This window comes from Scandinavium sp. (assembly GCF_036271055.1).
In the GTDB taxonomy this organism is placed as follows: domain Bacteria; phylum Pseudomonadota; class Gammaproteobacteria; order Enterobacterales; family Enterobacteriaceae; genus Scandinavium.
Genome location: NZ_DATBBJ010000087.1, coordinates 36,648 through 59,753 on the forward strand (window position 1 = coordinate 36,648; position 23,106 = coordinate 59,753).

Consider the following 23,106-nt stretch of genomic DNA (forward strand, 5'->3'; position numbering starts at 1 on the left):
GGCTGTTTTATTCGACTTCTTCTTCGGCAACGCGGACACCGACTTTCAGCACTGAATTCTCTTCTTTCTCGGCGACGGTCCAGATCATCCCCGCAAACTCAACCTGGTCACCGACAACGGGCGCGGCACCGAGCAGGTACTGTACGATTTCACCCAATGACTGCTGGCCTTCACGGAATTCTTCTCCGCCGTCGAGACCGTAAATCACCGCCACATCGGCGAATTTAGCGCTGGCTTCGAGGATAAAGTCACCAAAGAAGCGTTGATCCAACGCTACCGGCGGCGACTGGCTGAACAGCTTGCCGAGTGAGGGTAAATCGCGTTCGCGGCCAATCACGCACAGCACATCGCCTTCGCGCAGACGCGTGCTGCCGGTTGGGTCCAGCATCACATTGTCGCGAAACAGCGCCGCAATGCGTGTGTCGCGAGGCATATGCAAATCACGCAGTGCGGCACCTACACACCATTTATCCGCGCTGAGCTGATAAACAAACTGCTCCCACGGGTTCTCCGGGTGAATATCTAACCCGACGCGCGAAACCGGCCAGCCGACAGGTGGCACCACTACTTTGGCTTTTTTTGCCGCCCAGGAGAGCGACGTTCCCTGCAACAGCAATGAAATCAGCACCACGAAGAAGGCGACGTTAAAGAACAGACGGGCATTATCAAGCCCGGCCATCATCGGGAACACCGCAAGAATGATAGGCACGGCGCCGCGCAGGCCAACCCAACTGATAAACACCCGTTCGCGCAGGTTGAACCCACGGAACGGCAGCAGGCCAATAAACACCGATAACGGACGCGCGAAGAAAATCATCCCCGCCGACAGCATCAGTGCCGGAATGGCGATCGGCAGTAAATCGGACGGCGTAACCAGCAGGCCGAGCACCAGGAACATCCCGATTTGCGCCAGCCACGCCAGACCATCAAAGTTCTGCAAAATCGCGTAGCGGTTGCGGATAGGGCGGTTGCCAAGCAGGAAACCACACAAATAAACCGCCAGAATGCCGCTGCCATCAAGGGCAGTGGTCACGGCGAAAATCATGATCCCGCCGCTTAACGCCAGTAGCGGATAAAGCCCGGCAGGGAGGGAAAGACGGTTAATCATTTGCAGCAGCAGATAGCCGCCGCCGAGACCCATCAGAATCCCCAGGCCGAACTGCTGAATAATATGCACGGCAAACATCCAGTTCAGCCCCACCTCGTGCTGCTGGATCATCTCAATAAGAGTGATGGTCAGAAACACCGCCATCGGGTCGTTACTGCCGGATTCAATTTCCAGCGTCGAGCCAACACGTTCGTTGAGGCCTTTGCCGCCGAGCAGGGAGAACACTGCCGCGGCATCGGTCGAGCCGACAATTGCGCCAATCAACATGCCTTCAATCAAATCGAGGTGGAACAACCAGGCGGCCATCATGCCAGTCAGGCCGGAGGTGATCAGTACGCCGACCGTCGCCAGCGACAGCGCCGGGCCGAGTGCAACACGAAACGAACTCGCCTGGGTACGCATCCCGCCATCCAGCAGGATTACCGCTAGCGCGAGGTTACTGATCATGTAAGCGAAGGGGTAATTATCAAACGGAATACCGCCGATGCCGTCGATTCCGGCAAGCATGCCGATGGCAAGGAAGATAACCAGAATCGGTATCCCGAGCCGGGAAGAAAAAGAACTGAGTAAAATACTGCAGGTGACCAGCACCGAACCCAGAATAAACAGACTGATTATTGCCCCGGCATCCAACGTTCACGTACTCCCTTGATCGCGTGAATTGATATTCAAACGTTATCATATAAGTCCGTGAAACGATGGATCTATCAGAGCTATGAATGCAATTTTTATTCGCTGAGGATCGGATGGCCCGAAATCGACAACGTAGTGGCCTTTTCGCCGTGAACGAGGCGGGCCTGAGCGCCGAGCGGAATCGTCACCGTGCGCTGTTCGTGACCAAAATCCAGCCCGCTGATAACCGGAATGTTCAGCCGCGATTGCAGATATTCGATCATCACCGGCAAATCATAACCCGCGTCGTAGTCGTTCGGTTCTGCACCGCTAAAACTACCGAGCACAATCGCCCGCTGGCGGCTCAAAATGCCGGCATGGAAAAGTTGAAGCAACATGCGCTCGACGCGGAATGGATGTTCGTTGATATCTTCCAGCACCAGAATGCCGTCGTGAATTTCGGGTAGCCAAGGCGTGCCGACCAGCGACGCCAGCATCGCCAAATTCCCGCCCCATAGCGTGCCTTTCACATCACAAGCCGGGCCGTTGCCCTGCCATTCAAGGTTAAATTCCGGGTTACGCAGTGCGCGCCAGAAGTGATCGATTGTGAAATTATTCAGCGTCTCAGCACCGAAATTACCGGCTAACATTGGTCCGCTGAATGTCATCACGCCTTTGCACAGCAGTGCCATCTGCACAGCGGTGAAATCACTGTGACCGCAAATCAGCAGCGGCGAATGTTGTTGGCGCTCAGCAAGTGCCTGCCAGTCGATCATGTCCAGTAAGCGGCTGGCACCGTAACCGCCACGCACCGCCAGGACAATGATGTTTTCACCTGTGAGCTGGGCCAACGCAGCAATATCTTCAGCACGTTCGCTCTCCGTACCGGCAAAACGCTGCTGACGGCGTGCGAGAATAGACTGATTTTTGACTTCATGCCCGGACGCATTCAGGCGCTCAATACCGCGTGCAGCGGCCTGCTGGTTAGTGCAATAGCCTGATGGCGCAATCAGATGAAACAGACTCATGGCAATTCCTTGCTGATAACTAAACGGTTATCATGCCGTTTGAATATCGTGTTGTCATTAGCTCGCACACTTCAGTGAAAAGGAAAGAAGCGTGAAATTGAGATGGTTTGCTGTTTTATTTGTTGTTTTGCTTGCTGGATGCAGTTCGAAGCCGAAATACGATTACCGGAATCCCCCTTATGACCCAACCGTCCCGGTTCAGCGGTCGATGCAGTGGATGCCCATCAGCCAGAAAGCCGGTGCGGCCTGGGGACTGGATCCCAAATTCATTACCGCCATTATTGCGGTGGAATCGGGCGGTAACCCTAATGCGGTGAGCAAATCCGGTGCTGTGGGCTTAATGCAGCTTAAACCGTCTACTGCCGGGCGCGAAGTGTATCGCTATATGGGATGGGGCGGTGACCCGTCGGTCAGTGAACTTAAAAATCCTGAGCGCAACATCTCTATGGGGACTGCGTACTTCAGCATTCTGGAGCACGGGGTGCTTGCCGGAATCAAAGACCCGGAAGTCATGCAGTACGCGCTGGTGACGTCTTACGTTAACGGGGCAGGCGCGCTGTTGAGAACCTTCTCCTCCGACCGTAAAAAGGCGATTTCGGAAATCAACAGCATGGATAAAGAAGAGTTCTTCGATTACATCGTCAAAAATCACCCGTCGTCGCAGGCCCCTCGCTATATCTGGAAAGTGCAAAAGGCCATGGACGCGCAATAGACTAACGAACTTTACTGGCGCGTTCTCGCGCCTCACGCTCCAGGGAGAAAATAATGCGCTGGAGCGTGCGTTCAATCGCCGGGCTGACGTTAAGAAAGCGAAAACTCAGCCGCGGCGTACTGATCGTCTCATTTTTGCTGTCCACCACTTTACGTTCGCTGAGCGAAATCAGCTGTACGTCGAAATGAAATTTCCCCCATTCTCCCATATCCAGTTCCATCTGCGGGATCATCACACCTGCTGTCAGAGCCGGTGGTGGCGCTTCATCCATTAACGCCCCCATGCCGCCGAGCGACAGATCGAACAGACGAAAACGGATATCACTTCTGTCCGCAAGCTTTGCCCTACCGTAATAGACAGGATGGAGCGGGGCGGTGATACGGAAATATTCCCGGCGCTGGACAAACCACAGCGACGGCGGAACCGGCATCGTAAAGGCAGGCAAATCGAGGAACCGACCATCACTGACCTTCGGCACAATGAATTCGACTTTCGCGCCCTGCGTTTCTGCGGAAATAGTGATGTTTTCCGCGCGCTGAACGGCACGGTTTTCATACTCCTGGCTGCCGTAGTCAATGATCAGCGCATGAGAAGAGATGTCGAGAATGCGGCTAATAAATTGCGACGTTCCCCAGGAAACGCGCAACGGAATGCGATCGCGGTGCAGATCGCGAAGAACATTTAACACTGCCAGCGGATTTTGTTTAAGGAATTGCTCATTGTAATGACTCACGCCAGGTGGCTCCTTATCGACAGAGGATTGATAGACTATCGGCAGCGGCAAACAGAACTTAATACAAACGGGTGAAAATATTTCTGTCGATAAAAATTTCAGTCAGTTTCCCTTATTTTCAGAATACATACCTATACTTAAGGGAACCGGCGCGTAGAATATACGCGTGTTTATTGAGGTTATTTTTTTATTTGGAGGATGGTTAAAATGGGTATTCTGACCTGGATTGTATTCGGACTGATTGCGGGTATTATTGCGAAATTGATTATGCCGGGTCGTGACGGCGGCGGCTTCATTCTAACCTGTATTCTGGGTATTGTGGGTGCTGTCGTAGGTGGCTGGTTGGCGACCATGTTTGGGATTGGTGATGTGTCAGGCTTCAACCTGCACAGTTTCCTGGTGGCGGTTGTCGGTGCCATCGTGGTGCTGGTGGTCTTCAGACTGCTGCGCCGCAACGCATAATAACCTGACGTATTAACATAGGCAGCCTTGTGGCTGCCTTTGTCGTTTTTATATCAATCAGAAATCATATCCGACGGTCGCAATCACCGAACGCTCAGCACCCCAATAGCAGTTATTGGTGCCATAGCAGCCGGAGATATATTCCCGGTCGGTAAGATTATTCGCATTGACCTGTAAATACGCGCCTTTCAGGGCCGATGTCCAGGCTCCCAAATCAGCACGTACCATCGCATCAATCAATGTCGTGGACGGCAGACGTTCGGTATTCGCGTCGTCAGCCCACTGTTTGCCAATATAGCGCACGCCCGCTCCGGCACTGATGCCGAAATCGAACTTATAGTGCGCCCATAATGAAGCCATCTGGTCTGGCGTCAGTTGCGGCGTATTGTCGTCGGTGCCATCTTTGGTATCCGCAAAGCGCAGACGGTTCCAGGTGTAACCGGCAATAGTGCTCAGACGTGGCGTCAGTTGATTACGTGCTTCCAGCTCAACACCCTGTGAATGCACTTTTCCGGCAGGCAGGAAAGTCGCAGTGCCAATATTGGTGTCGCGCGTTGCCACATCTTTTTGCGTCAGGTCGTACATCGCAATGCTGTACATATCTGCCGTTCCAGGCGGCTGGAATTTCAGACCTGCTTCGTACTGTTCCGCCGTTGTGGGTTTCAGCAGATTGCCGTCGGGGCCTGAGAGCATCGCTGGCGTGATCGCCTGGCTGTAGCTCATATAAGGTGACAGGCCATTTTCGAACGCATACAGCAGGGAGGCGCGACTGCTGATGTGGTCGTCAGAACGACGCGCAGACGTACCAAAGGTGTCGCTGACCTGTTCAGACACGATACGGTCATAGCGTCCGGACAGATTAGCGTGCCAGCGGTTCCACACCATCTCGTCCTGCAAATATACGCCCGCCTGGTAATAACGACGGTTGTTGTCATCGCTGTAAGTCACGGTATGGCCGGTTTGCGGGGTATAACCGCTCCACGGATCTAACGGATTTGCGCCGCCTGCACCGGTCCACAGATCATTGCGGAAACGATGATATTCGCCTCCCAGCACCACGGTGTGCTGCACCTCGCCAGTGTTGAAATCCGCTTTAACACGGTTATCCGTCGACCAGCCATCAAGCGAGCCTTTCGAGCCGCTGTAGCCGCGTGCGAGCATATCGCTGTCGCCAATCCAGCCGACCTGATAAACCTGATCCAGTTTCACATCGGAATGGGTATAGCTGCCGCTCGAATGCACCGACCAGACGTCGTTGAACTGGTGATCGAAATCATAGCTGTAAATTTGTTCGCGACGCTGATAGCCATCGCCTGGATCACCTTCGTTGGTGCTGTTACTGAGCTTGCGACCGTTGTGTTCATAGCGTGTGCCATCCAGCGGCAGCGAGCCGTGATAGCCCCCGACGGATCTTTTTGCAGATAGGCACGTAACAGCAGGCTGGTGTCGGCATCCGGTTGCCATAAAAGCGACGGCGAAATCGCGTAGCGCTCTTCGCGGGTGTTATCGAACTGCGTGTCGGTATTGCGGGTGATACCGGTGATGCGGTATGCCCACTGGTCATTAATCGCGTCGGTATAATCAAACGCCGCGCCTTTGGTGTTCTGTGTGCCGCCAAACGCCTGAATGTGGCCTTCGGAGGTAAACTGCGGGCGCTTAGAGGTCAGGTTGACCAGCCCGCCCGGCACGCTTTGTCCGTACAGGGCAGAAGAGGGACCTTTGATCACATCAATGCGGTCAAGAAACCACGGGTCAATCTGAATGACGTTGTGACTGCCGCCGTCGCTCATCAGGCGCATGCCGTCGAGGAAGATATTATCCACATCGCCGCCGTGATAGCCGCGCAGAGAAATGGCGTCAAAGCGGGTAGCGGCGCCGCCGAAGGTGCTGTACACGCCTGGGGTATAGCTCAATGCCTGACTGACGTTGGTCACGCCCTGATCTTCCATCTGCTGACGCGTCACGATGGAAACCGACTGTGCGGTGGTGATCAGCGGCTGATCGGTTTTGGTCGAACCGGTCGAGGTTTTAGCGGTGTAGCCTTCGGTCTTAGCCGTTGCCGATTCAACCGGCTGGGCGGTGACGACGACCGTTTCTTCTGCGAAAGACGAGCAAGGGAACGCCAGCGCCAGGGCGCAAAGCACCGACGAGCGTTTGAGAAGCAGTGTGTTATTCATCGCATAATCCTGAGTAACACGGCCTGGCACTCCTGTGCGCCACCGTGTCAAAACGTGCGAAAATGTCAGTTTTCGTTAAAAAGAATGCGAATTATTATTGTTTGCGTTAATTGAATCAAGCGAAGAAATGGCGTGCAAGGCGCGAGGATGCCCTGCTTTATCTCAGGTTTTAAGGGACAAACGCAGCAACGAAGGGCGACGGAAGATAAATCGCTTGTTGGACCTGCTACCAGAATTGGTAGCAGGGGAGTTGATGTTTATTGCCCGGTGGCCCGGGCAAAAAAGGGCTGTTGTAGGCCCTGCAAGCGTAGCGCCGCCGGGCGAACCTCGCAGGAATTACTGCGTCTTCTCAACCGGAGCGGTTGAAGGTGCAGGTGCTGCGGTGGTGACCGGAGCCGCACTGGCCGCAGGGGTTGGTCGCGTTTTCGGCACATCATCGCACGGTTTTTCTTTCGGGCAGATCAAATCGAGCATTTTCAGCGTCACGCCGTTGCTCCAGCCGAAACCGTCCTGTAACGGATATTCTCCGCCACCGCCGCCTGTACCGGTCGAAGTAATGTCATATTTCTCGACCAGTTTCTGCTGGCTGTCATAGGTGTGCTGGACGTTGGTCAGGAATCGCCATGACACTTCCATCGCGATTTTATCCTTGCCGTAGTTTTGCAGCCCTTCGGTAGCGACCCATTGCAGCGGCGCCCAGCCGTTCGGCGCATCCCATTGTTGACCGCTGTTCACGGTTGTGGTCGTGATGCCACCCGGTTTCAGCAGACGTGATTCTGTCGCAGCAGCGACTTTATCCGCCCGGTAATTTGACGCCGCATTGACATACAATGGGAACAGTGCGGCGGCGGTCAACTGATTACGCACCTTATGGGTTTTCAGATCGTAATCGGCGTACCAGCCCTCTTTGTCATTCCACAGATGCTGTTCCATCGCTTTCTGGCGCTCACTCGCCATCGTGTCATAGCGTGTCGCTTTGGCGTCGTCGCCTGCGGCTTTGCTGGCCGTTGCGATGATTTTTTCCATCTTGAACATCAGCGCATTCAGGTCAACGGGCACAATGCTGGTGGTGCGAATGGTGCTGAGTTTTTGCGGGTCATCCATCCAGCGCGAGCTGAAATCCCAGCCGGAAGCCGCTGCTGAACGTAGATCGCGGTAGATTTCCGTTGCCGGACGATTCGGGTTGCTTTTCGCGGTGTTCACATCGTCAAGCCAGGATTCTGGACGCGGGGTATCTTTGTCATCCCAGTAGCGGTTGAGGATCGCCCCGTCATTGAGTTTCACCACGCGCTTATTGGCGTCGCCGTTTTGCAGTGAATCTTGGCCGTCCATCCAGTAGGCGTGCTCTTTTTCCATCTGCGGCAGATAGGTTTTCAGCGCATCGCGATCATGGGTTGCCAGCAGTTCGACCATCAGCGAGAAAAACGGCGGCTGCGAACGGCTCAGGTAATAGGTGCGGTTGCCGTTCGGAATATGGCCCCAGGTGTCAATTTCGTAGGCGAAGTTGGCAACCATATCTTCGATTTTGTCCCAGTGGCCGCTTTCAGCCAGCCCGAGCATCGTGAAATAGCTGTCCCAGTAATACACTTCACGGAAGCGCCCGCCGGGCACAACATAAGGTTTTGGCAGGGGCAGCAACGAGTCCCATTTTGCGGCGCTGTCCGTGGTGCGCGTCAGCACCGGCCACAGGCCGTCAATATGCTCGCGAAGGCTTTGACCCTTCGGCGGCACATACTTGTCTTTTTCCTGCGGCATCGTGAAATTCACTTCGACAAAATGGCGCAGGTCAAAACTGCTCTGATTCCGCTGCATCCGGTAATCGGCCAGGATCATCAGCGGATCGCCTTTTGGCACCGCATCGGCGAACGTTTTCTGATCGGAAAACAGCTTCGCGCTCTGCACGTCATTAAACAGCGGGCCCAATAAAATATCCGGCGACTGAGGCGTGGCAGGGGTATCTTCCGCCTGAGCATGAGCCAGGCTCAAAGAAAGCAGCGCACCACCCAGTGCGAATCGCAGGGCGAGGTACAGCGAGTCAGGACGGCGCAAAACGGGTTTATTCATTGTTAACTCTCCTTTTTAGATGCGCAGATTCCGCTGTTTACAACCATAGACGAATATCGGCACCGATGCGTGTCGAGGTTAACGTTTTGCGCCTTTCCAGACAAATTCCCGTTGCTCAGCAATGTGAGGGCGAAAACAAAAATTCCGGCTAAATATCGGTCTTAACCCTCACAGATCACATAAAGCAAAAAACATAAGAAATTAGCAAAAAAACATAATGGATAACCTTTCTCCGGTTATGCAAAAAATAACGGCACATAAGAAACCGGTTCCATAACATAATACTGATGGGGAGTCATATCGTGGCAGGAGAAAAGTTATCTGTCAGAGAAAAAGTCGGCTATAGCCTTGGCGACGCCGCAAGCCATATTGTTTTTGATTCTTCGGTGGCGATCCTTGCGTATTACTACACCGATGTTTATGGCTTACCCCCAGCCGTCATGGGGACGATGTTTTTATTGGTGCGCTTATTAGATGCCATAACCGATCCGATTATGGGTGCCATTGCGGATGCCACCTCGACCCGCTGGGGCCGCTTCCGGCCTTGGCTGCTCGCGATCTGTGTGCCTTTCGCGGTAAGCTGCGTGCTGGTCTATTCCATTCCGTCCTTTAGTGACAGCGGGAAAATTGTCTACGCAGTTGGCGCATATATCTTCATGACGTTGATGTATACGGCGATTAATATTCCGTATTGTTCACTTGGCGCGGCATTAACCACCGATCCCGGTGAAAGTCTTTCATTACAATCCTGGCGTTTTGCCATTGCGCCTATTGGCGGCGCATTAGGTACAGCGTTTATTTTACCGCTGTCCGATTTCCTTTATCCAGGTGACAGAGCTACCGGCATTCAGGTATCGATGGGGATATTTGGCGTAATTGGTTGCCTGATGTTTATTGCCTGTTTCTTTACCACCCGCGAACGCGTCCAGCCGATTAAAGAAGAAAACCTGAATATCGCCCGCGATGTCAAAATACTGTTCCGCAATGAGCAGTGGTGGGTGTTGTCGGTGTATAACTTCACGATGCTGGTGGCGGTGGTGATCCGCGGTGGCGCAGTGGTGTATTACGTCAACAGCGTGCTCGGCAAGGGCGCGGATATCATTACCTGGTTTATGCTTGGCGGCATGTTTGCTTCAATGTTCGGATCGGTGCTCGCCAAACCCTTCGGCACGCGCTTCTGTAAGGTGAAATTCTCGTTCTGGATAAACATGCTCAACGCCGCCCTCGGCGTGGCCTGTTTCTGGCTGCCGATTCAGTATTGGGTGCTGCCGCTGATTTTCCACATTCTCATCCAGCTTGTGCAGGGCGGAAATGCCGCATTGCAGTGGTCGATGATCACCGATACCAACAACTACGGCGAATGGAAAACCCAGCGTCGTATTACCGGTATGAACGTCGCCGCCAATATTTTCGTCATCAAGCTCGGCGTGGCGGTGGGCGGGGCGATCCTCGGTTGGGTGCTGGCGTATTACAACTACGCTTCCAGCAGTCACGTTCAGTCCACGGAAGCCATCAACGGTATCATCATGTTGTTCTCAGTCATTCCTTCGGTGTTCTACGTGTTGACGGCGATTGCGATCCGCTTCTATCGCCTCAACAACGAGCGCATGAACACGGTTGTCACTGATTTGAACCGTGGCGCGTTTGCCGACTCCTGATAGGCCACGGCGGTAACGGGAAGCGCTTCCGTTACCGCTTTAGGTGACATCTTCATCTGTTTATCGTTTTTCTGTCATTAAAGCGTCACGCGCAACGTTGTTAATAACCACGGCGAAAACAAGCAACGTGGAACTCTTATGAACAACGCTCGCGCACTCTTTTCCCTGAACGATTACCCGGTTCAACCGCAGCTCGTCCATGCTCATCAGCGTAAAGTGCTGAGCGTGAAAAACTTATGCAAGTCGTACAATGCGCATCAGACGGTGCTGAACGACATTAATTTTGACCTGCATGCGGGCGAAATGGTGGGGATCGTCGGGCGTTCGGGGGCGGGGAAATCCACGCTGCTGCACGTATTGAACGGCACGCATACCGCGACCTCCGGCGAAATGCTGAGTTACCCGGAAGTCGGTCTCCCGCATGATGTTTCCGGCCTGAGCGGACGCGCGCTGAATCAGTGGCGCAGCGAATGCGGCATGATTTTCCAGGACTTCTGTCTGGTGCCGCGCTTAGACGTGCTGACCAACGTACTGCTGGGCCGCCTGAGCCAGACCTCAACGCTCAAATCCCTGTTTAAAGTGTTCTCCGACGACGACCGCGCCCGTGCCATTGCGCTGCTCGAATGGATGAACATGCTGCCGCATGCACTCCAGCGCGCGGAAAATCTCTCCGGTGGGCAAATGCAGCGTGTGGCGATTTGCCGCGCCCTGATCCAGAACCCTTCCATCTTGCTGGCCGACGAACCTGTGGCCTCGCTCGACCCGAAAAACACCCAGCGCATCATGAACGTGCTGCGCGAAGTCAGCGAGCAGGGCATCAGCGTGATGGTCAACCTGCACTCGATTGAACTGGTGAAATCTTACTGCACCCGCGTGATTGGCATCGCGCAGGGGCAAATCGTGTTTGACGGTCATCCGGACGACCTGAGCCTGGATGTCCTGCAACAACTTTATGGCGATGAAATCAGCCAGCTTCACTAACACCTCAAATCAGACAACACAGGCAACGATAATGACTAAGCACATGAAGCGCGCATTACGACTTTCTGCAATGATGGCAGGGCTGCTGGTGGCCTGGCAAACCACTGCCGCGCAACCGAAAGAGTTAAATCTGGGTATTCTGGGCGGGCAGAACGCCACCCAGCAAATTGGTGATAACCAGTGCGTGAAGGATTTTCTCGACAAGGAACTGAGCGTCGACACCAAACTGCGTAACTCGTCTGACTACTCCGGTGTGATCCAGGGTCTGCTCGGCGGTAAAGTTGACGTAGTGCTGAGCATGTCGCCATCGTCGTATGCGTCGGTGTACATCAACAACCCGAAAGCGGTGGATATTGTCGGTATCGCAGTGGACGATAAAGACCAGTCTCGCGGTTATCATTCCGTGGTAATCGTTATAGCCGACAGCCCGTACAAAACCATAGACGACCTGAAAGGCAAATCCTTCGGCATGGCTGACCCGGATTCGACTTCCGGTTTCCTGATCCCAAACCAGGAATTCAAAAAGAAATTCGGTGGCACGACGGATAACAAATACAACAACTTCTTCTCCAGCGTGACGTTCTCTGGCGGCCACGAGCAGGACATTCTCGGCGTGCTGAACGGTCAGTTCGCAGGCGCGGTGACCTGGGCGTCCATGGTCGGTGACTACAACGACGGTTACAGCGCCGGGGCGTTCAACCGCCTGATCCGCATGGATCACCCGGACCTGATGAAAAACATCCGCATCATCTGGCAATCGCCGTTGATCCCGAATGGCCCGATTCTGGTGAGCAACAGTTTGCCTGCAGATTTCAAAGCGAAAGTCGTGGCGGCGGTGAAAAAACTCGATACCGCAGATCACGCCTGCTTTATCAAAGCGATGGGCGGCACGCAGCACATTGGTCCCGCGACCGTGGCAGATTTCCAGCAGATTATCGACATGAAACGCGAGCTGGTTAACGCCCGTTAATCAGACCTTTTCACCTCCCCCGAGCAGGCAGCGGGGGAGCGTTCATCCCGCGAGTGAACATGCAGAATATTGAATTTGAACGTTACTACCAGCAGGTGAAAATGCGCCAGACGCGCGACACCTTCACCTGGTCAGCGCTGCTGCTGGTGCTCTATTTTGCCGCCGGACAGGCCGCTGAGTTTAATCTCCTCACCATCTGGCACTCGCTGCCAAACTTCTTCGATTACCTACTCGAAACCGTGCCAACGCTGCACGCTGGCGTGTTGTTTGCCGACGTACACACCAAAGGGTCACTGGCTTATTGGGGCTACCGATTACCGATCCAATTGCCGCTGATCTGGGAAACGCTACAGTTAGCGCTGGCGTCAACGCTGGTGGCGGTAGCCATCGCGACCATTCTGGCGTTTATGGCGGCACGTAACGCCTGGGCACCGACAGGATTACGTTTCGGCATTCGCGCGCTGGTGGCATTTTTGCGCACCATGCCGGAACTGGCATGGGCGGTGATTTTCGTGATGGCATTTGGCATCGGCGCGATCCCCGGTTTTCTGGCGCTGACGCTGCATACCATCGGCAGTCTGACCAAACTGTTTTATGAGGCCATCGAAAGCGCACAGGACAAACCGGTACGCGGTCTGACTGCCTGTGGCGCGACCCCCATCCAGCGGATGCGCTTTGCGCTGTGGCCGCAGGTGAAACCGATTTTCCTCTCCTATGGCTTCATGCGCCTCGAAATCAATTTCCGCTCATCGACCATTCTCGGACTGGTAGGGGCGGGCGGTATTGGTCAGGAGCTGATGACCAACATCAAACTCGACCGCTATGACCAGGTCAGTATGACGCTGCTGCTGATTGTCATTGTGGTGTCGATTCTGGATACGCTGTCTGGACGCCTGCGTCAGCGGGTGCTGGAGGGGAAAAAATGAAACACTGGCAAGCGGTGACTGACACCGATCGCTATCGCGAAGAACACCCGGCGCTGTTTCGAGCGCAGCGGCGTTATCTGCGCCATCTGGCGTTGCTCGGTATAGCCGTGGGGTTGTATTACGTCTGGTTCTTCCTCCAGTTTGGTATCAGCTACGAACAACTCACCACCGGAATGACACAACTCGGACGTTACTTTTTCCGCATGTTTGTCTGGCAGGATTTCGCTAACTGGCCATTCGGTTACTATTTCCGCCAGATTGGTATCACGCTCGCCATTGTTTTCTCCGGCACCCTTACCGCTACGGTGATTGCGCTTCTGCTGTCATTCCTTGCGGCGAGAAACGTGATGCGCGGCCCGGTGACGCGCTTCGTGGCGATGTTCATGCGTCGACTGTTTGATGTATTACGCGGTATCGACATGGCTATCTGGGGGCTGATTTTCGTGCGTGCGGTGGGATTAGGCCCACTCGCCGGGGTGCTGGCAATCATTATGCAGGATACCGGGCTTCTCGGGCGTTTATATGCCGAAGGGCATGAAGCGGTGGAACGTTCACCCGGTCGCGGCCTGACGGCAGTGGGGGCCAACGGTTTGCAAAAACATCGTTTCGGGATCTTCACCCAATCCTTCCCAACGTTTCTGGCACTCAGTCTGTATCAGCTGGAATCCAACACTCGTTCGGCTGCGGTGCTGGGCTTTGTGGGCGCGGGCGGTATCGGGCTGATTTACGCCGAAAATATGCGTTTATGGAACTGGGATGTGGTGATGTTTATCACTCTGCTGCTGGTGGCAGTGGTGATGACCATGGACGCGCTGTCATCATGGCTGCGCCGCCGCTACATCACCGGGGCGACGGTGCCGTTATTTAAGATTGATTAACCAGAATACGGCCCGGAAAAAACACGCATCGGCAAGAGGGCGTCAATGGTATGATGACGCCCTTCTTGATCGCAGCGACCTCGTCGTTGTCGAATGTCGATATCTTTACCGGAATAATGACCGTGACCTCTTTTACTGAACTGAACGCGCTGCCTGCTGAACAACTCGAGAATCTTAATGAGTTAGGCTATCTGACCATGACCCCGGTACAGGCGGCGGCGTTACCGGCCATTCTTGCGGGGAAAGATGTCCGCGCTCAGGCGAAAACCGGCAGCGGCAAAACCGCCGCGTTTGGTTTGGGCCTGTTGCAACACATTGATGCCAGCCAGTTTATTACGCAGTCTCTGGTGCTGTGCCCGACGCGCGAACTGGCGGATCAGGTGGCGAAAGAGCTGCGTCGTCTGGCGCGCTATATGCCGAACATTAAAGTGCTGACGCTCTGCGGCGGCTTGCCATTCAGCGTTCAGCGCGATTCACTGATCCACGCGCCGCACATCATTGTGGCGACGCCGGGCCGTCTGCTCGATCACCTCAATAAAGAAACCGTGAGGCTCGATGCGCTGCAAACGCTGGTGCTCGATGAAGCCGACCGTATGCTGGACATGGGCTTTGCCGACGCGATTGACGAAGTGATCGCGCATGCACCGGCAAACCGCCAGACACTGCTATTCTCCGCCACCTGGCCGAAAGCGATTGCTGCCATCAGCACCCGTATTCAGCGCGAGCCGGTGACGGTGGAAATCGATACCGTTGATGAACTGCCCGCAGTTGAACAACAATTCTATGAAACCTCGCGTAACGGCAAAATCACCCTGCTGCAAAAGCTGCTGAGCAAGCATCAACCTGCGTCCTGCGTGGTGTTCTGTAACACCAAAAAAGATTGCCAGGCAGTGTGCGACGCGTTGAGCGAAAGCAACCAGAGCGTACTGGCGCTGCACGGCGACATGGAACAGCGTGACCGTGATCAGACATTAGTGCGTTTTGCTAACGGTAGCAGTCGTGTGCTGGTGGCGACTGACGTTGCCGCGCGTGGTCTGGATATCAAAGCGCTGGAGATGGTGATCAACTTCGAGCTGGCGTGGGATCCGGAAGTGCACGTCCACCGTATCGGCCGTACCGCACGTGCCGGACAAAGCGGGCTGGCGATCAGCTTCTGTGCACCGGATGAGGGCCAGCGTGCTGCGGCTCTCGAAGAGATGCTGAACATGAAAGTGCACTGGCAGCAAGCGCCGACCAGCATCAACATCACTCCACTCGAAGCTACCATGGCAACGCTGTGCATCGACGGCGGTAAAAAAGCCAAAATGCGTCCGGGCGATATTCTCGGGGCGTTGACTGGTGACATGGGCCTCGACGGTGCAGACATCGGCAAAATCGATATTCACCCGATCCATGCGTTTGTAGCTGTCAAACAAAGCGTCGCCCGTCATGCGTGGAAACAGCTGCAACAGGGTAAAATCAAAGGCAAAACCGTGAAAGTTCGTTTACTGAAATAAGGTTTGCCCGTGATGCGAACGCCACCCATCGGGTGGCGTTTTTTTTGCTCTGTAGATTAGGGCACGGCTACAGAGCTTAGCGGATCATCGGTAAATTCAACGCATGTTCCTTCGCGCATGCCACTGCTTGCTCGTAGCCCGCATCAGCGTGACGCATCACGCCTGTCGCCGGGTCATTCCACAGGACGCGCGCCAGTCGTTTATCGGCTTCAGGCGTGCCATCGCAGACGATCACCACGCCTGAATGCTGAGAGAAGCCCATACCGACACCACCGCCATGATGCAGGCTCACCCAGGTCGCGCCGCCCGCAGTGTTGAGCAGGGCGTTCAATAGTGGCCAGTCGGATACCGCATCTGAGCCGTCTTTCATTGATTCGGTTTCACGGTTCGGCGAGGCGACGGAGCCGCAGTCGAGATGATCGCGTCCAATCACAATCGGTGCTTTGAGCTCGCCATTGCGCACCATTTCGTTAAACGCGAGGCCTGCAAGATGGCGTTCGCCGAGGCCCAGCCAGCAGATGCGCGCCGGTAATCCCTGGAAGGCAATGCGCTCCTGCGCCATATCCAGCCAGCGATGCAGGTGAATGTTATCAGGGAAAAGTTCTTTTAATTTGGCATCAGTTTTGCGAATGTCTGCTTCATCCCCCGACAGTGCCACCCAGCGGAACGGGCCTTTGCCTTCGCAGAACAGTGGGCGAATATAGGCTGGCACGAAGCCTGGGAAATCAAAGGCATTTTTTACGCCTTCATCCAGCGCCACCTGGCGAATATTGTTGCCGTAGTCGACGGTCGGCACGCCCATATGGTGGAAGTCGAGCATCGCCTGCACGTGCACTGCCATGGAAGCGCGCGCGGCTTTTTCGACCGCTTTCGGCTGCGTTTCACGTTCGTCCAGCCAGCGATTGACGCTCCAGCCCGCAGGTAAATAACCATTGATAGGGTCGTGCGCAGAGGTCTGATCGGTCACGATATCTGGGCGGATGCCGCCCGCTTTGGCGCGTTTCACCAGCTCCGGCAGAATTTCGGCGGCATTGCCCAGCAGGCCGACCGAAATCGCCTTTTTCTTCGCGGTGGCATCAGCAATCAGGGCCAGCGCCTGGTCGAGATTCGTAGCTTTGTAATCGACATAACGGGTGCGGATACGGAAATCAATCCGCGACTCCTGGCACTCAATCGCCAGCACTGACGCACCAGCCAGTACGCCTGCCAGCGGTTGTGCACCGCCCATCCCGCCAAGGCCCGCAGTCAGGATCCACTTGCCACTGAGGTCGCCGTTATAGTGCTGACGACCCGCTTCGGCGAAGGTTTCAAACGTGCCCTGCACGATGCCCTGCGCACCGATGTAAATCCATGACCCGGCGGTCATCTGGCCGTACATCATCAGCCCGGCTTTATCGAGTTCGTGGAAATGATCCCAGTTGGCCCAGTGCGGGACGAGGTTTGAGTTTGCCAGCAACACACGCGGTGCATCAGCATGGGTCCGGAACACCGCGACCGGTTTGCCGGACTGGATAACCAGTGTCTCTTCCGGCTGTAAACACTCAAGCGATCGCAGGATTTGCTCGAAGCACTCCCAGTTACGCGCCGCTTTCCCGATGCCACCGTACACCACCAGGTCTTCCGGACGTTCGGCGACATCCGGGTCGAGATTGTTTTGGATCATGCGGTAAGCGGCTTCAATCAGCCAGTTGGCACAGTGAAGTGTATTGCCGCGAGGGGCGCGTACCGTACGGGAGAGGGCGGTGGTCTGAGGCATGGTCATTCCTTCCTGATTCAGTGTCGTGTCGGTTATTCGGTCAAACGTAGTGGCGTTTGTTATGGATATGTAACAATAAAAGCCGTAATGTACATGCTTGTCTATACAACTGAATTCAGATTGATGACCCGATCACAGTTAGGATTTTAAAAAATAATAAAAACAGTGGGTTATGTAATTGTAATTTCTGCCAGTAGCAGGGTGGCATCGTCGGTTAACGGTACAATCGCGCCTGGCAATGCGTGTTGCCAGTGGATCCCGCAGCCTGTTCGACCTCTTCGCCAGCCATTTTCCAGCGACCTTGAAGCACATACGCCACGCCAGTTTGTCCCGGAGTGTGCGCAACCGTCATCACATGCACCCGACTCGCCGCTCTGCCGCGCTGGGTCATGATATTGAAATCCAGCCCTTCGCCCGTAATGCCTTCTGATCTCAGCGTCCATTCTCCGGCAAAGGCCCACGGCTGCCAGCGTTTCAGACGATGATTCACTTCACCGCCACGCAACCATAACGGTGTGCCTTCCAGCAACGTAATAACCCGATCCACGCCTGGAAACAGCGAAAAAGGGCCGTCGGCGCTGAGCGTAGCAATACTGGCTCGCCACAAGAAAGGCGCGTCGGGTGACGGGCAACTGACAATTTCACGGGTTTCACCGCTGCCGTTTTTCCAGCGGGAAACTGGCAGCGTGTTTATCTGAAAGGGCGTAATCATGGCGTTTGTTCCCTGATTTCTGCGGAGCAAGCTGTTCTAATGCCCACATTTGTGATTCATTTTGATTACAAATTATTTACAACGTGGCTCACAAATCCATCATTCGACGAGTGTGATGGAAAGTCAATGGTTGTATATACATGTTCTGTCATTTGTTGATCGCCATGCCGCACAGCATGAAACACGCTAATGAAATCAGGAGAATCATCATGAAGCAGCGCACCACATTTCGCGGGATCTGTCTGACCACTCTGCTTTCAGGGCTGCTGCTGAGCGCCGGGAGCGCGTATGCAAAAGAATGGAAGTCGATAACCATTGCGACAGAAGGCGGGTACGAACCATGGAACCTGACGCTGCCAGGCGGCAAACTGAGCGGTTTTGAGCCGGAACTGATGGAGAGTCTGTGTCAGCGGATGGGTGTCCAGTGCAAGCTGGTGGTACAGAACTGGGATGGAATGATTGCCGGGCTGAATGCCGGGAAATATGACGTGATCATGGATGCGATTGTGATTACGCCTGACCGCAAAAAAGTGGTCAGTTTTACCGTACCATACGCCGCGACACCAGCGTCGTTCATCACAGTGAAAGGCAACCTTTTACCCGCCGCGCCAGCCATCAAACTGCATGACGACGAAAAAGAAATTCAGGCGGCGATTGCCCCCCTGAAAGCCGCGTTGAAGGGCAAAACCATCGGCATAGCCTCCGGCACGGTGTACACGCCGTTTATCGACAAATACTTCAAAGACGTGGCCGATATCCGCGAATATAACAACTCTGCTGATGCCATTCTTGATTTGCAGTCCGAACGCATTGATGCGGTTTTTGACGATATCACTTTTGCAAACTCCACCCTTTCCCGCCCGGAAAACAACAATTTGACCTTTAGCGGCCCACAGTTGGCCGGCCCAATTTGGGGCGAGGGTGAAGCGATGGGTGTGCGCCCGGCCGATGCAGATCTGAAAGCCAAACTCGACGAGGCGATCAAGGCCGCGCTGGCTGACGGTACGGTGAAAAAACTGAGCGAGAAATGGTTCAAGGCCGACGTCACGCCATAAGCGAGGTTGAAGATGATGAATTTACTTGGGCTAGGGGAAGACGGTTGGGGACGACTGATCCTGAGCGCCACGCTGACCACACTGCTGCTGTCCGTTGCCGCGCTGCTGGTTGGCGCGGTAGTCGGCGGGGTGATTGCCTCCGCTAAACTGTCACCGCGTGCGCCCGCGCGGCTGTTGGGCTCGGCCTACTCAGTGGTGTTTCGTGGCATTCCTGAACTGCTGATTATCTATCTGTTTTATTTCGGCGGCTCCGGGCTGGTGTCGCTGATAGGCCAGATGTTTGGCGCAAGTGGTTTTATCGAAGTGCCGCCGTTCCTTATTGGCGCGCTGGCGATTGGCCTGATTTCTGCGTCTTATCAGGCCGAGGTGTATCGCGCCGCGCGTCTGGCACTCTCGCCTGGTGAAGTGGAAGCGGCACTGGCAATCGGTATGCCGCGCTGGCGTATTCTCCAGCGTGTGATGCTACCGCAGATTTTCCGTTACGCCTTGCCGGGGTTATCCAACGTCTGGCAAATGAGTCTGAAAGATTCGGCGTTGGTGTCGGTGACTGGCATCGTCGAACTGATGCGTGCCAGCCAGATTGCGGCCGGTTCAACTCGCGACTATTTCCTGTTCTATCTGATTGGTGGCGGCTGCTATTTACTGCTGACATTGCTGTCCAACCGCGCCTTTATAAGGGCTGAAACCCGTCTCAATCGCGCATGGCAGCGACGTGCCGTGGCCCAGGCTTAAGGAGCGTACATGGTTATCGACTTTGCTTTTCTCGGCGACACGTTCTTAAAACTTAGCGCCGCGCTGCCGGTGACGCTGGGGCTGTTTGCCTGTTCGTTCCTGCTCGGCGGCGTGCTGGCGCTGGGCATTCTGGCGATGCGCATGAGCCAGTGGCGGGTGCTGAGCAGTTTCGCTCGTGGCTACATTCTGGTGTTTCGCGGTTCACCACTGATGATCCAGCTGTTCCTCATCTATTACGGATTGGGTCAGTTTGGCGTGATTCGCCACAGCTTTATGTGGCCGTTGCTGCGTGAACCATTTATTTGCGCGGTGCTGGCGCTGTCTTTGTGTACAGCGGCTTACACCGCAGAAATTCTCCGTGGCGGCCTGCTGGCGATCCCCGTTGGACAAATCGAGGCCGGACGCGCCTGCGGCATGTCACGCCTGCTGTTGCTACGACGGATTATCGCCCCGGTAATGCTGCGTTACGCGCTTCCGGCGTACTCCACTGAAGCTATTCTGCTGGTTAAATCGACAGCGCTGGCGAGCTTAGTTACCGTCTGGGATGTCACTGGCGTGGCGCAGCAAATCATTCAAAGAACCTATCGCACGATGGAAGTGTTCCTCTGTGCCGCCGCTATCTACTTGATCCTAAACTTTATTATCGTCCAACTGTACGCCTTGCTTGAGCGTCGCCTGACGCCGCATACCCGTCAGAGCCCGAGCACCCTCGCGCTGAAACCCGTTACCAAAGGAGAATAACATGCACGATTCGCGTCCAGTCACCCTGTCGGTCAGCGGCATTCATAAATCCTTTGGCGCACTTGAAGTGTTAAAGGGTATTTCGATTGATGCTCAGAAGGGCGATGTGATTTCCATTCTCGGGGCCAGCGGCTCAGGAAAAAGTACGCTGTTGCGCTGTATCAACCTGCTCGAAACGCCGGATGCTGGTGTGGTCAGCGTTGGTGGTGAAACCATCGAAATGAAACAACACGCACGCGGGCATCAGCTGGCGGCGAACCCGAAACAGATTGAACGCCTGCGCTCGCGTCTGGGCATGGTGTTTCAGAGCTTCAATTTGTGGTCGCACATGACGGTGCTGCAAAACGTGATTGAAGGCCCGCACTACGTGCTGAAACGTAATAAGCGCGAATGCATCGAACAGGCTGAACAGTTGCTCGACCGGGTGGGTCTGCTGAATCGCAAAGATTATTACCCGGCGCAGCTTTCTGGTGGGCAACAACAGCGCGTGGCGATTGCGCGTGCGTTGGCGATGGATCCGGATGTCATGCTCTTCGATGAACCCACTTCGGCGCTTGACCCCGAACTGGTCGGCGAAGTGCTGAAAGTGATGCGCAGCCTCGCAGAGGAAGGGCGCACGATGCTGGTAGTGACGCATGAACTCGGCTTTGCCCGTCATGTTTCGAACCGCGTAGTGTTTATGCATCAGGGCAATATCGACTGCGAAGGCTCACCGGAAGCGTTGTTTGGTGAGCAAAGTTCGCCGCGTTTTCAGCAGTTTATATCCAGCCATTACCGCCAGGAGCAGCCGCTGTGAGTGCGTCAGTGGAGTGGGGGGATAAGCCATTACGCTGGCAGGATGTGGCGAGCGTAGCGCGGGGCAACGCGACATTAAGCTTAAGTGATCGCGCCTGGTCGCGCATCGCACAGGGCCGCGAGATAGTGAATCTGATCGTGGCGACGGGTCACGTGGCCTACGGGGTGAATACCGGGCTTGGTGCGCTGTGCAATATCAGCCTGCCGGAAGAACAGCTTGGACAGTTGTCGCGAAATACGCTGTTGAGCCATGCCTGCGGTGTCGGCCCATTACTGGACGAGGCACAAACGCGGGCGATTATGTGCGCGGCAATTGCCAACTACAGCCACGGTAAATCGGGTATTTCGCCTGCAATCGTCGAACAACTACTGACGTTCCTCAATCAGCGCATCACCCCGCAGGTGCCATCGCAAGGCTCTGTGGGTTATCTCTCGCACATGGCGCATATCGGTCTGGCGCTGATGGGCGTGGGTGATGTGAGCTGGCAGGGGCGTCTTGTGTCTGCACAACAGGCTCTGGCAGAAGCCGGACTAAAACCGATAACGCCCGGTGCAAAAGAAGGGCTTAGCCTGGTAAACGGCACGCCGTGCATGACCGGCATGGCCAGTCTCGCGCTCGATGATGCACAGCATCTACTTGATTGGGCCGATGTCACCGGAGCGATGAGCTTTGAAGCATTGCGCGGTCAAATTGTTGCTTTTGATGAAGAGATCCTGGCGCTGAAAGCCAGCCCGGGCATTCAGCACAGCGGCGCAAGATTGCGGTCACTGCTGGCTGACAGCCCGCTGCTCGCGGAAAGCGTGGGTGTTCGCACCCAGGATGCGCTGAGTTTGCGCTCAATGCCGCAGGTTCACGGCGCGTGCCGCGATCAGTTTGATCATGCGCGCCAACAGGTTGAAACCGAACTGAATGCCTGTACCGATAATCCGTTGGTCCTCGGCACGCCGGAAAACTGGCGCGTGGTGTCGCAAGCTAATCCGCACGGTGAATCGGTAGCGATGGCCTGCGATCTGCTGGCGATTGCGATGGCGGAACTTGGCAGTATGTCAGAGCGCCGCCTTGATCGGCTGGTGAATCCATTGGTCAGCGGTCTGCCTGCCTTTCTCGTCGCAAAGCCCGGCGTGAATTCCGGGATGATGATTGCGCAATATGTCGCGGCGTCATTGTGCGGGGAGAATAAACAGCTCGCGCAGCCAGCTGTGCTGGATAACTTCGTCACTTCTGCCTTGCAGGAAGATCATCTGAGTCTCGGCACTGGCAGCGCGCTCAAGTTGCAACGGCTGATCGGCAATCTCTATCACATCATTGCCATTGAATATTTGCTGGCGGCACAGGCGCTGCATTTCCACGGTGAACACAAACTGGCACCGGCCACGCGGCAGTGTCTGGCGCTACTTCGCGAAACGGTCGCACCGTGGGAAGACGATCGCTGGCTGGCACCGGAAATCACCAAAGCGGTAGCAACACTTAAACATCATCAACCGGGATTTTAGCGAGGCATCCATGTCT

The 23,106-nt window shown here is 55.1% G+C and carries 18 protein-coding genes and 2 pseudogenes; 13 read left to right on the top strand and 7 right to left on the bottom strand.

Features of this window, described 5'->3' with window-relative positions; translation table 11 throughout:
- Nucleotides 1-7: 7 nt before the first annotated feature.
- Both VH187_RS19140 and ldcA read right to left on the bottom strand, forming a co-directional pair.
- Nucleotides 8-1,741: a potassium/proton antiporter gene (locus tag VH187_RS19140; RefSeq protein ID WP_329703038.1), complete on the bottom strand. Its 1,734-nt coding sequence runs from the start codon at nucleotides 1,739-1,741 to the stop codon at nucleotides 8-10.
- Between the two features lie 95 nt (nucleotides 1,742-1,836).
- The gene (gene ldcA / locus VH187_RS19145) at nucleotides 1,837-2,748 is read right to left on the bottom strand and encodes a muramoyltetrapeptide carboxypeptidase (RefSeq protein WP_329703039.1); all 912 of its coding nucleotides are present in this window, start codon (nucleotides 2,746-2,748) and stop codon (nucleotides 1,837-1,839) included.
- A gap of 91 nt (nucleotides 2,749-2,839) precedes the next feature.
- Between ldcA and emtA the strand changes: the two genes are divergently transcribed.
- Complete coding sequence (gene emtA / locus VH187_RS19150) at nucleotides 2,840-3,460, top strand: membrane-bound lytic murein transglycosylase EmtA (RefSeq protein WP_329703040.1); 621 nt, start codon at nucleotides 2,840-2,842, stop codon at nucleotides 3,458-3,460.
- Nucleotide 3,461: 1 nt separating this feature from the next.
- On the opposite strand, the gene ycgR is transcribed toward emtA, so the two are convergent.
- Nucleotides 3,462-4,193, bottom strand: coding sequence for a flagellar brake protein YcgR (gene ycgR, locus VH187_RS19155; protein WP_329703041.1), 732 nt, complete (start codon nucleotides 4,191-4,193; stop codon nucleotides 3,462-3,464).
- Between the two features lie 207 nt (nucleotides 4,194-4,400).
- On the opposite strand from ycgR, the gene VH187_RS19160 reads away from it, so the two are divergent.
- On the top strand, nucleotides 4,401-4,655 hold the full coding sequence (locus tag VH187_RS19160) for a GlsB/YeaQ/YmgE family stress response membrane protein (RefSeq protein WP_329703042.1): 255 nt from the start codon (nucleotides 4,401-4,403) through the stop codon (nucleotides 4,653-4,655).
- Between the two features lie 57 nt (nucleotides 4,656-4,712).
- Here VH187_RS19160 and VH187_RS19165 read toward each other — a convergent pair.
- A pseudogene (locus tag VH187_RS19165) lies at nucleotides 4,713-6,832 on the bottom strand (TonB-dependent siderophore receptor).
- Between the two features lie 336 nt (nucleotides 6,833-7,168).
- Nucleotides 7,169-8,896, bottom strand: a complete 1,728-nt coding sequence (locus tag VH187_RS19170; RefSeq protein ID WP_329703043.1) for an alpha,alpha-trehalase — start codon at nucleotides 8,894-8,896, stop codon at nucleotides 7,169-7,171.
- A 299-nt stretch (nucleotides 8,897-9,195) separates the two neighbouring features.
- Here VH187_RS19170 and VH187_RS19175 point away from each other — a divergent pair, with 299 nt between their 5' ends.
- The 6 genes from VH187_RS19175 (at nucleotide 9,196) to dbpA (ending at nucleotide 15,805) form a co-directional block, all read left to right on the top strand.
- Nucleotides 9,196-10,554 carry a glycoside-pentoside-hexuronide (GPH):cation symporter gene (locus VH187_RS19175; protein WP_329703147.1) on the top strand — a complete coding sequence of 453 codons (1,359 nt, stop codon included), beginning with the start codon at nucleotides 9,196-9,198 and terminating at the stop codon, nucleotides 10,552-10,554.
- 138 nt (nucleotides 10,555-10,692) lie between these two features.
- On the top strand, nucleotides 10,693-11,535 hold the full coding sequence (phnC, locus tag VH187_RS19180) for a phosphonate ABC transporter ATP-binding protein (RefSeq protein ID WP_329703044.1): 843 nt from the start codon (nucleotides 10,693-10,695) through the stop codon (nucleotides 11,533-11,535).
- A 31-nt stretch (nucleotides 11,536-11,566) separates the two neighbouring features.
- Nucleotides 11,567-12,505 carry a phosphonate ABC transporter substrate-binding protein gene (gene phnD, locus VH187_RS19185; RefSeq protein WP_329703045.1) on the top strand — a complete coding sequence of 313 codons (939 nt, stop codon included), beginning with the start codon at nucleotides 11,567-11,569 and terminating at the stop codon, nucleotides 12,503-12,505.
- 59 nt (nucleotides 12,506-12,564) lie between these two features.
- A complete protein-coding gene (gene phnE / locus VH187_RS19190) occupies nucleotides 12,565-13,431 on the top strand; it encodes a phosphonate ABC transporter, permease protein PhnE (RefSeq protein ID WP_414714000.1) in 867 nt (288 codons plus the stop codon).
- Complete coding sequence (gene phnE / locus VH187_RS19195) at nucleotides 13,428-14,309, top strand: phosphonate ABC transporter, permease protein PhnE (RefSeq protein ID WP_329703047.1); 882 nt, start codon at nucleotides 13,428-13,430, stop codon at nucleotides 14,307-14,309. The genes phnE (VH187_RS19190) and phnE (VH187_RS19195) overlap by 4 nt, the downstream gene beginning before the upstream one ends.
- Nucleotides 14,310-14,431: 122 nt before the next feature.
- Complete coding sequence (gene dbpA / locus VH187_RS19200) at nucleotides 14,432-15,805, top strand: ATP-dependent RNA helicase DbpA (RefSeq protein ID WP_329703148.1); 1,374 nt, start codon at nucleotides 14,432-14,434, stop codon at nucleotides 15,803-15,805.
- Between the two features lie 76 nt (nucleotides 15,806-15,881).
- Here the strand turns inward: dbpA and hutU are convergent, their stop codons facing one another.
- The gene (gene hutU / locus VH187_RS19205) at nucleotides 15,882-17,561 is read right to left on the bottom strand and encodes a urocanate hydratase (protein ID WP_329703048.1); all 1,680 of its coding nucleotides are present in this window, start codon (nucleotides 17,559-17,561) and stop codon (nucleotides 15,882-15,884) included.
- 170 nt (nucleotides 17,562-17,731) lie between these two features.
- Nucleotides 17,732-18,273 (bottom strand): annotated as a pseudogene (locus VH187_RS19210) (HutD/Ves family protein).
- 209 nt (nucleotides 18,274-18,482) lie between these two features.
- Between VH187_RS19210 and VH187_RS19215 the strand changes: the two are divergent.
- The 5 genes from VH187_RS19215 to VH187_RS19235 are packed head-to-tail and all read left to right on the top strand — an operon-like array spanning nucleotide 18,483 to nucleotide 23,090.
- Entirely contained in the window at nucleotides 18,483-19,328 is an 846-nt protein-coding gene (locus VH187_RS19215; protein WP_329703049.1) for a transporter substrate-binding domain-containing protein, read from the top strand.
- A 12-nt stretch (nucleotides 19,329-19,340) separates the two neighbouring features.
- Nucleotides 19,341-20,060 (top strand): ABC transporter permease, encoded by a 720-nt coding sequence (locus VH187_RS19220; RefSeq protein WP_329703050.1) that lies wholly within the window; start codon nucleotides 19,341-19,343, stop codon nucleotides 20,058-20,060.
- A gap of 9 nt (nucleotides 20,061-20,069) precedes the next feature.
- Nucleotides 20,070-20,801 (top strand): ABC transporter permease, encoded by a 732-nt coding sequence (locus VH187_RS19225; protein WP_329703051.1) that lies wholly within the window; start codon nucleotides 20,070-20,072, stop codon nucleotides 20,799-20,801.
- Nucleotide 20,802: 1 nt separating this feature from the next.
- Nucleotides 20,803-21,597, top strand: a complete 795-nt coding sequence (locus VH187_RS19230) for an ABC transporter ATP-binding protein (protein WP_329703052.1) — start codon at nucleotides 20,803-20,805, stop codon at nucleotides 21,595-21,597.
- Nucleotides 21,594-23,090 (top strand): HAL/PAL/TAL family ammonia-lyase, encoded by a 1,497-nt coding sequence (locus VH187_RS19235; protein WP_329703053.1) that lies wholly within the window; start codon nucleotides 21,594-21,596, stop codon nucleotides 23,088-23,090. Before VH187_RS19230 ends, VH187_RS19235 begins: the two co-directional genes overlap by 4 nt.
- Nucleotides 23,091-23,106 lie beyond the last annotated feature (16 nt).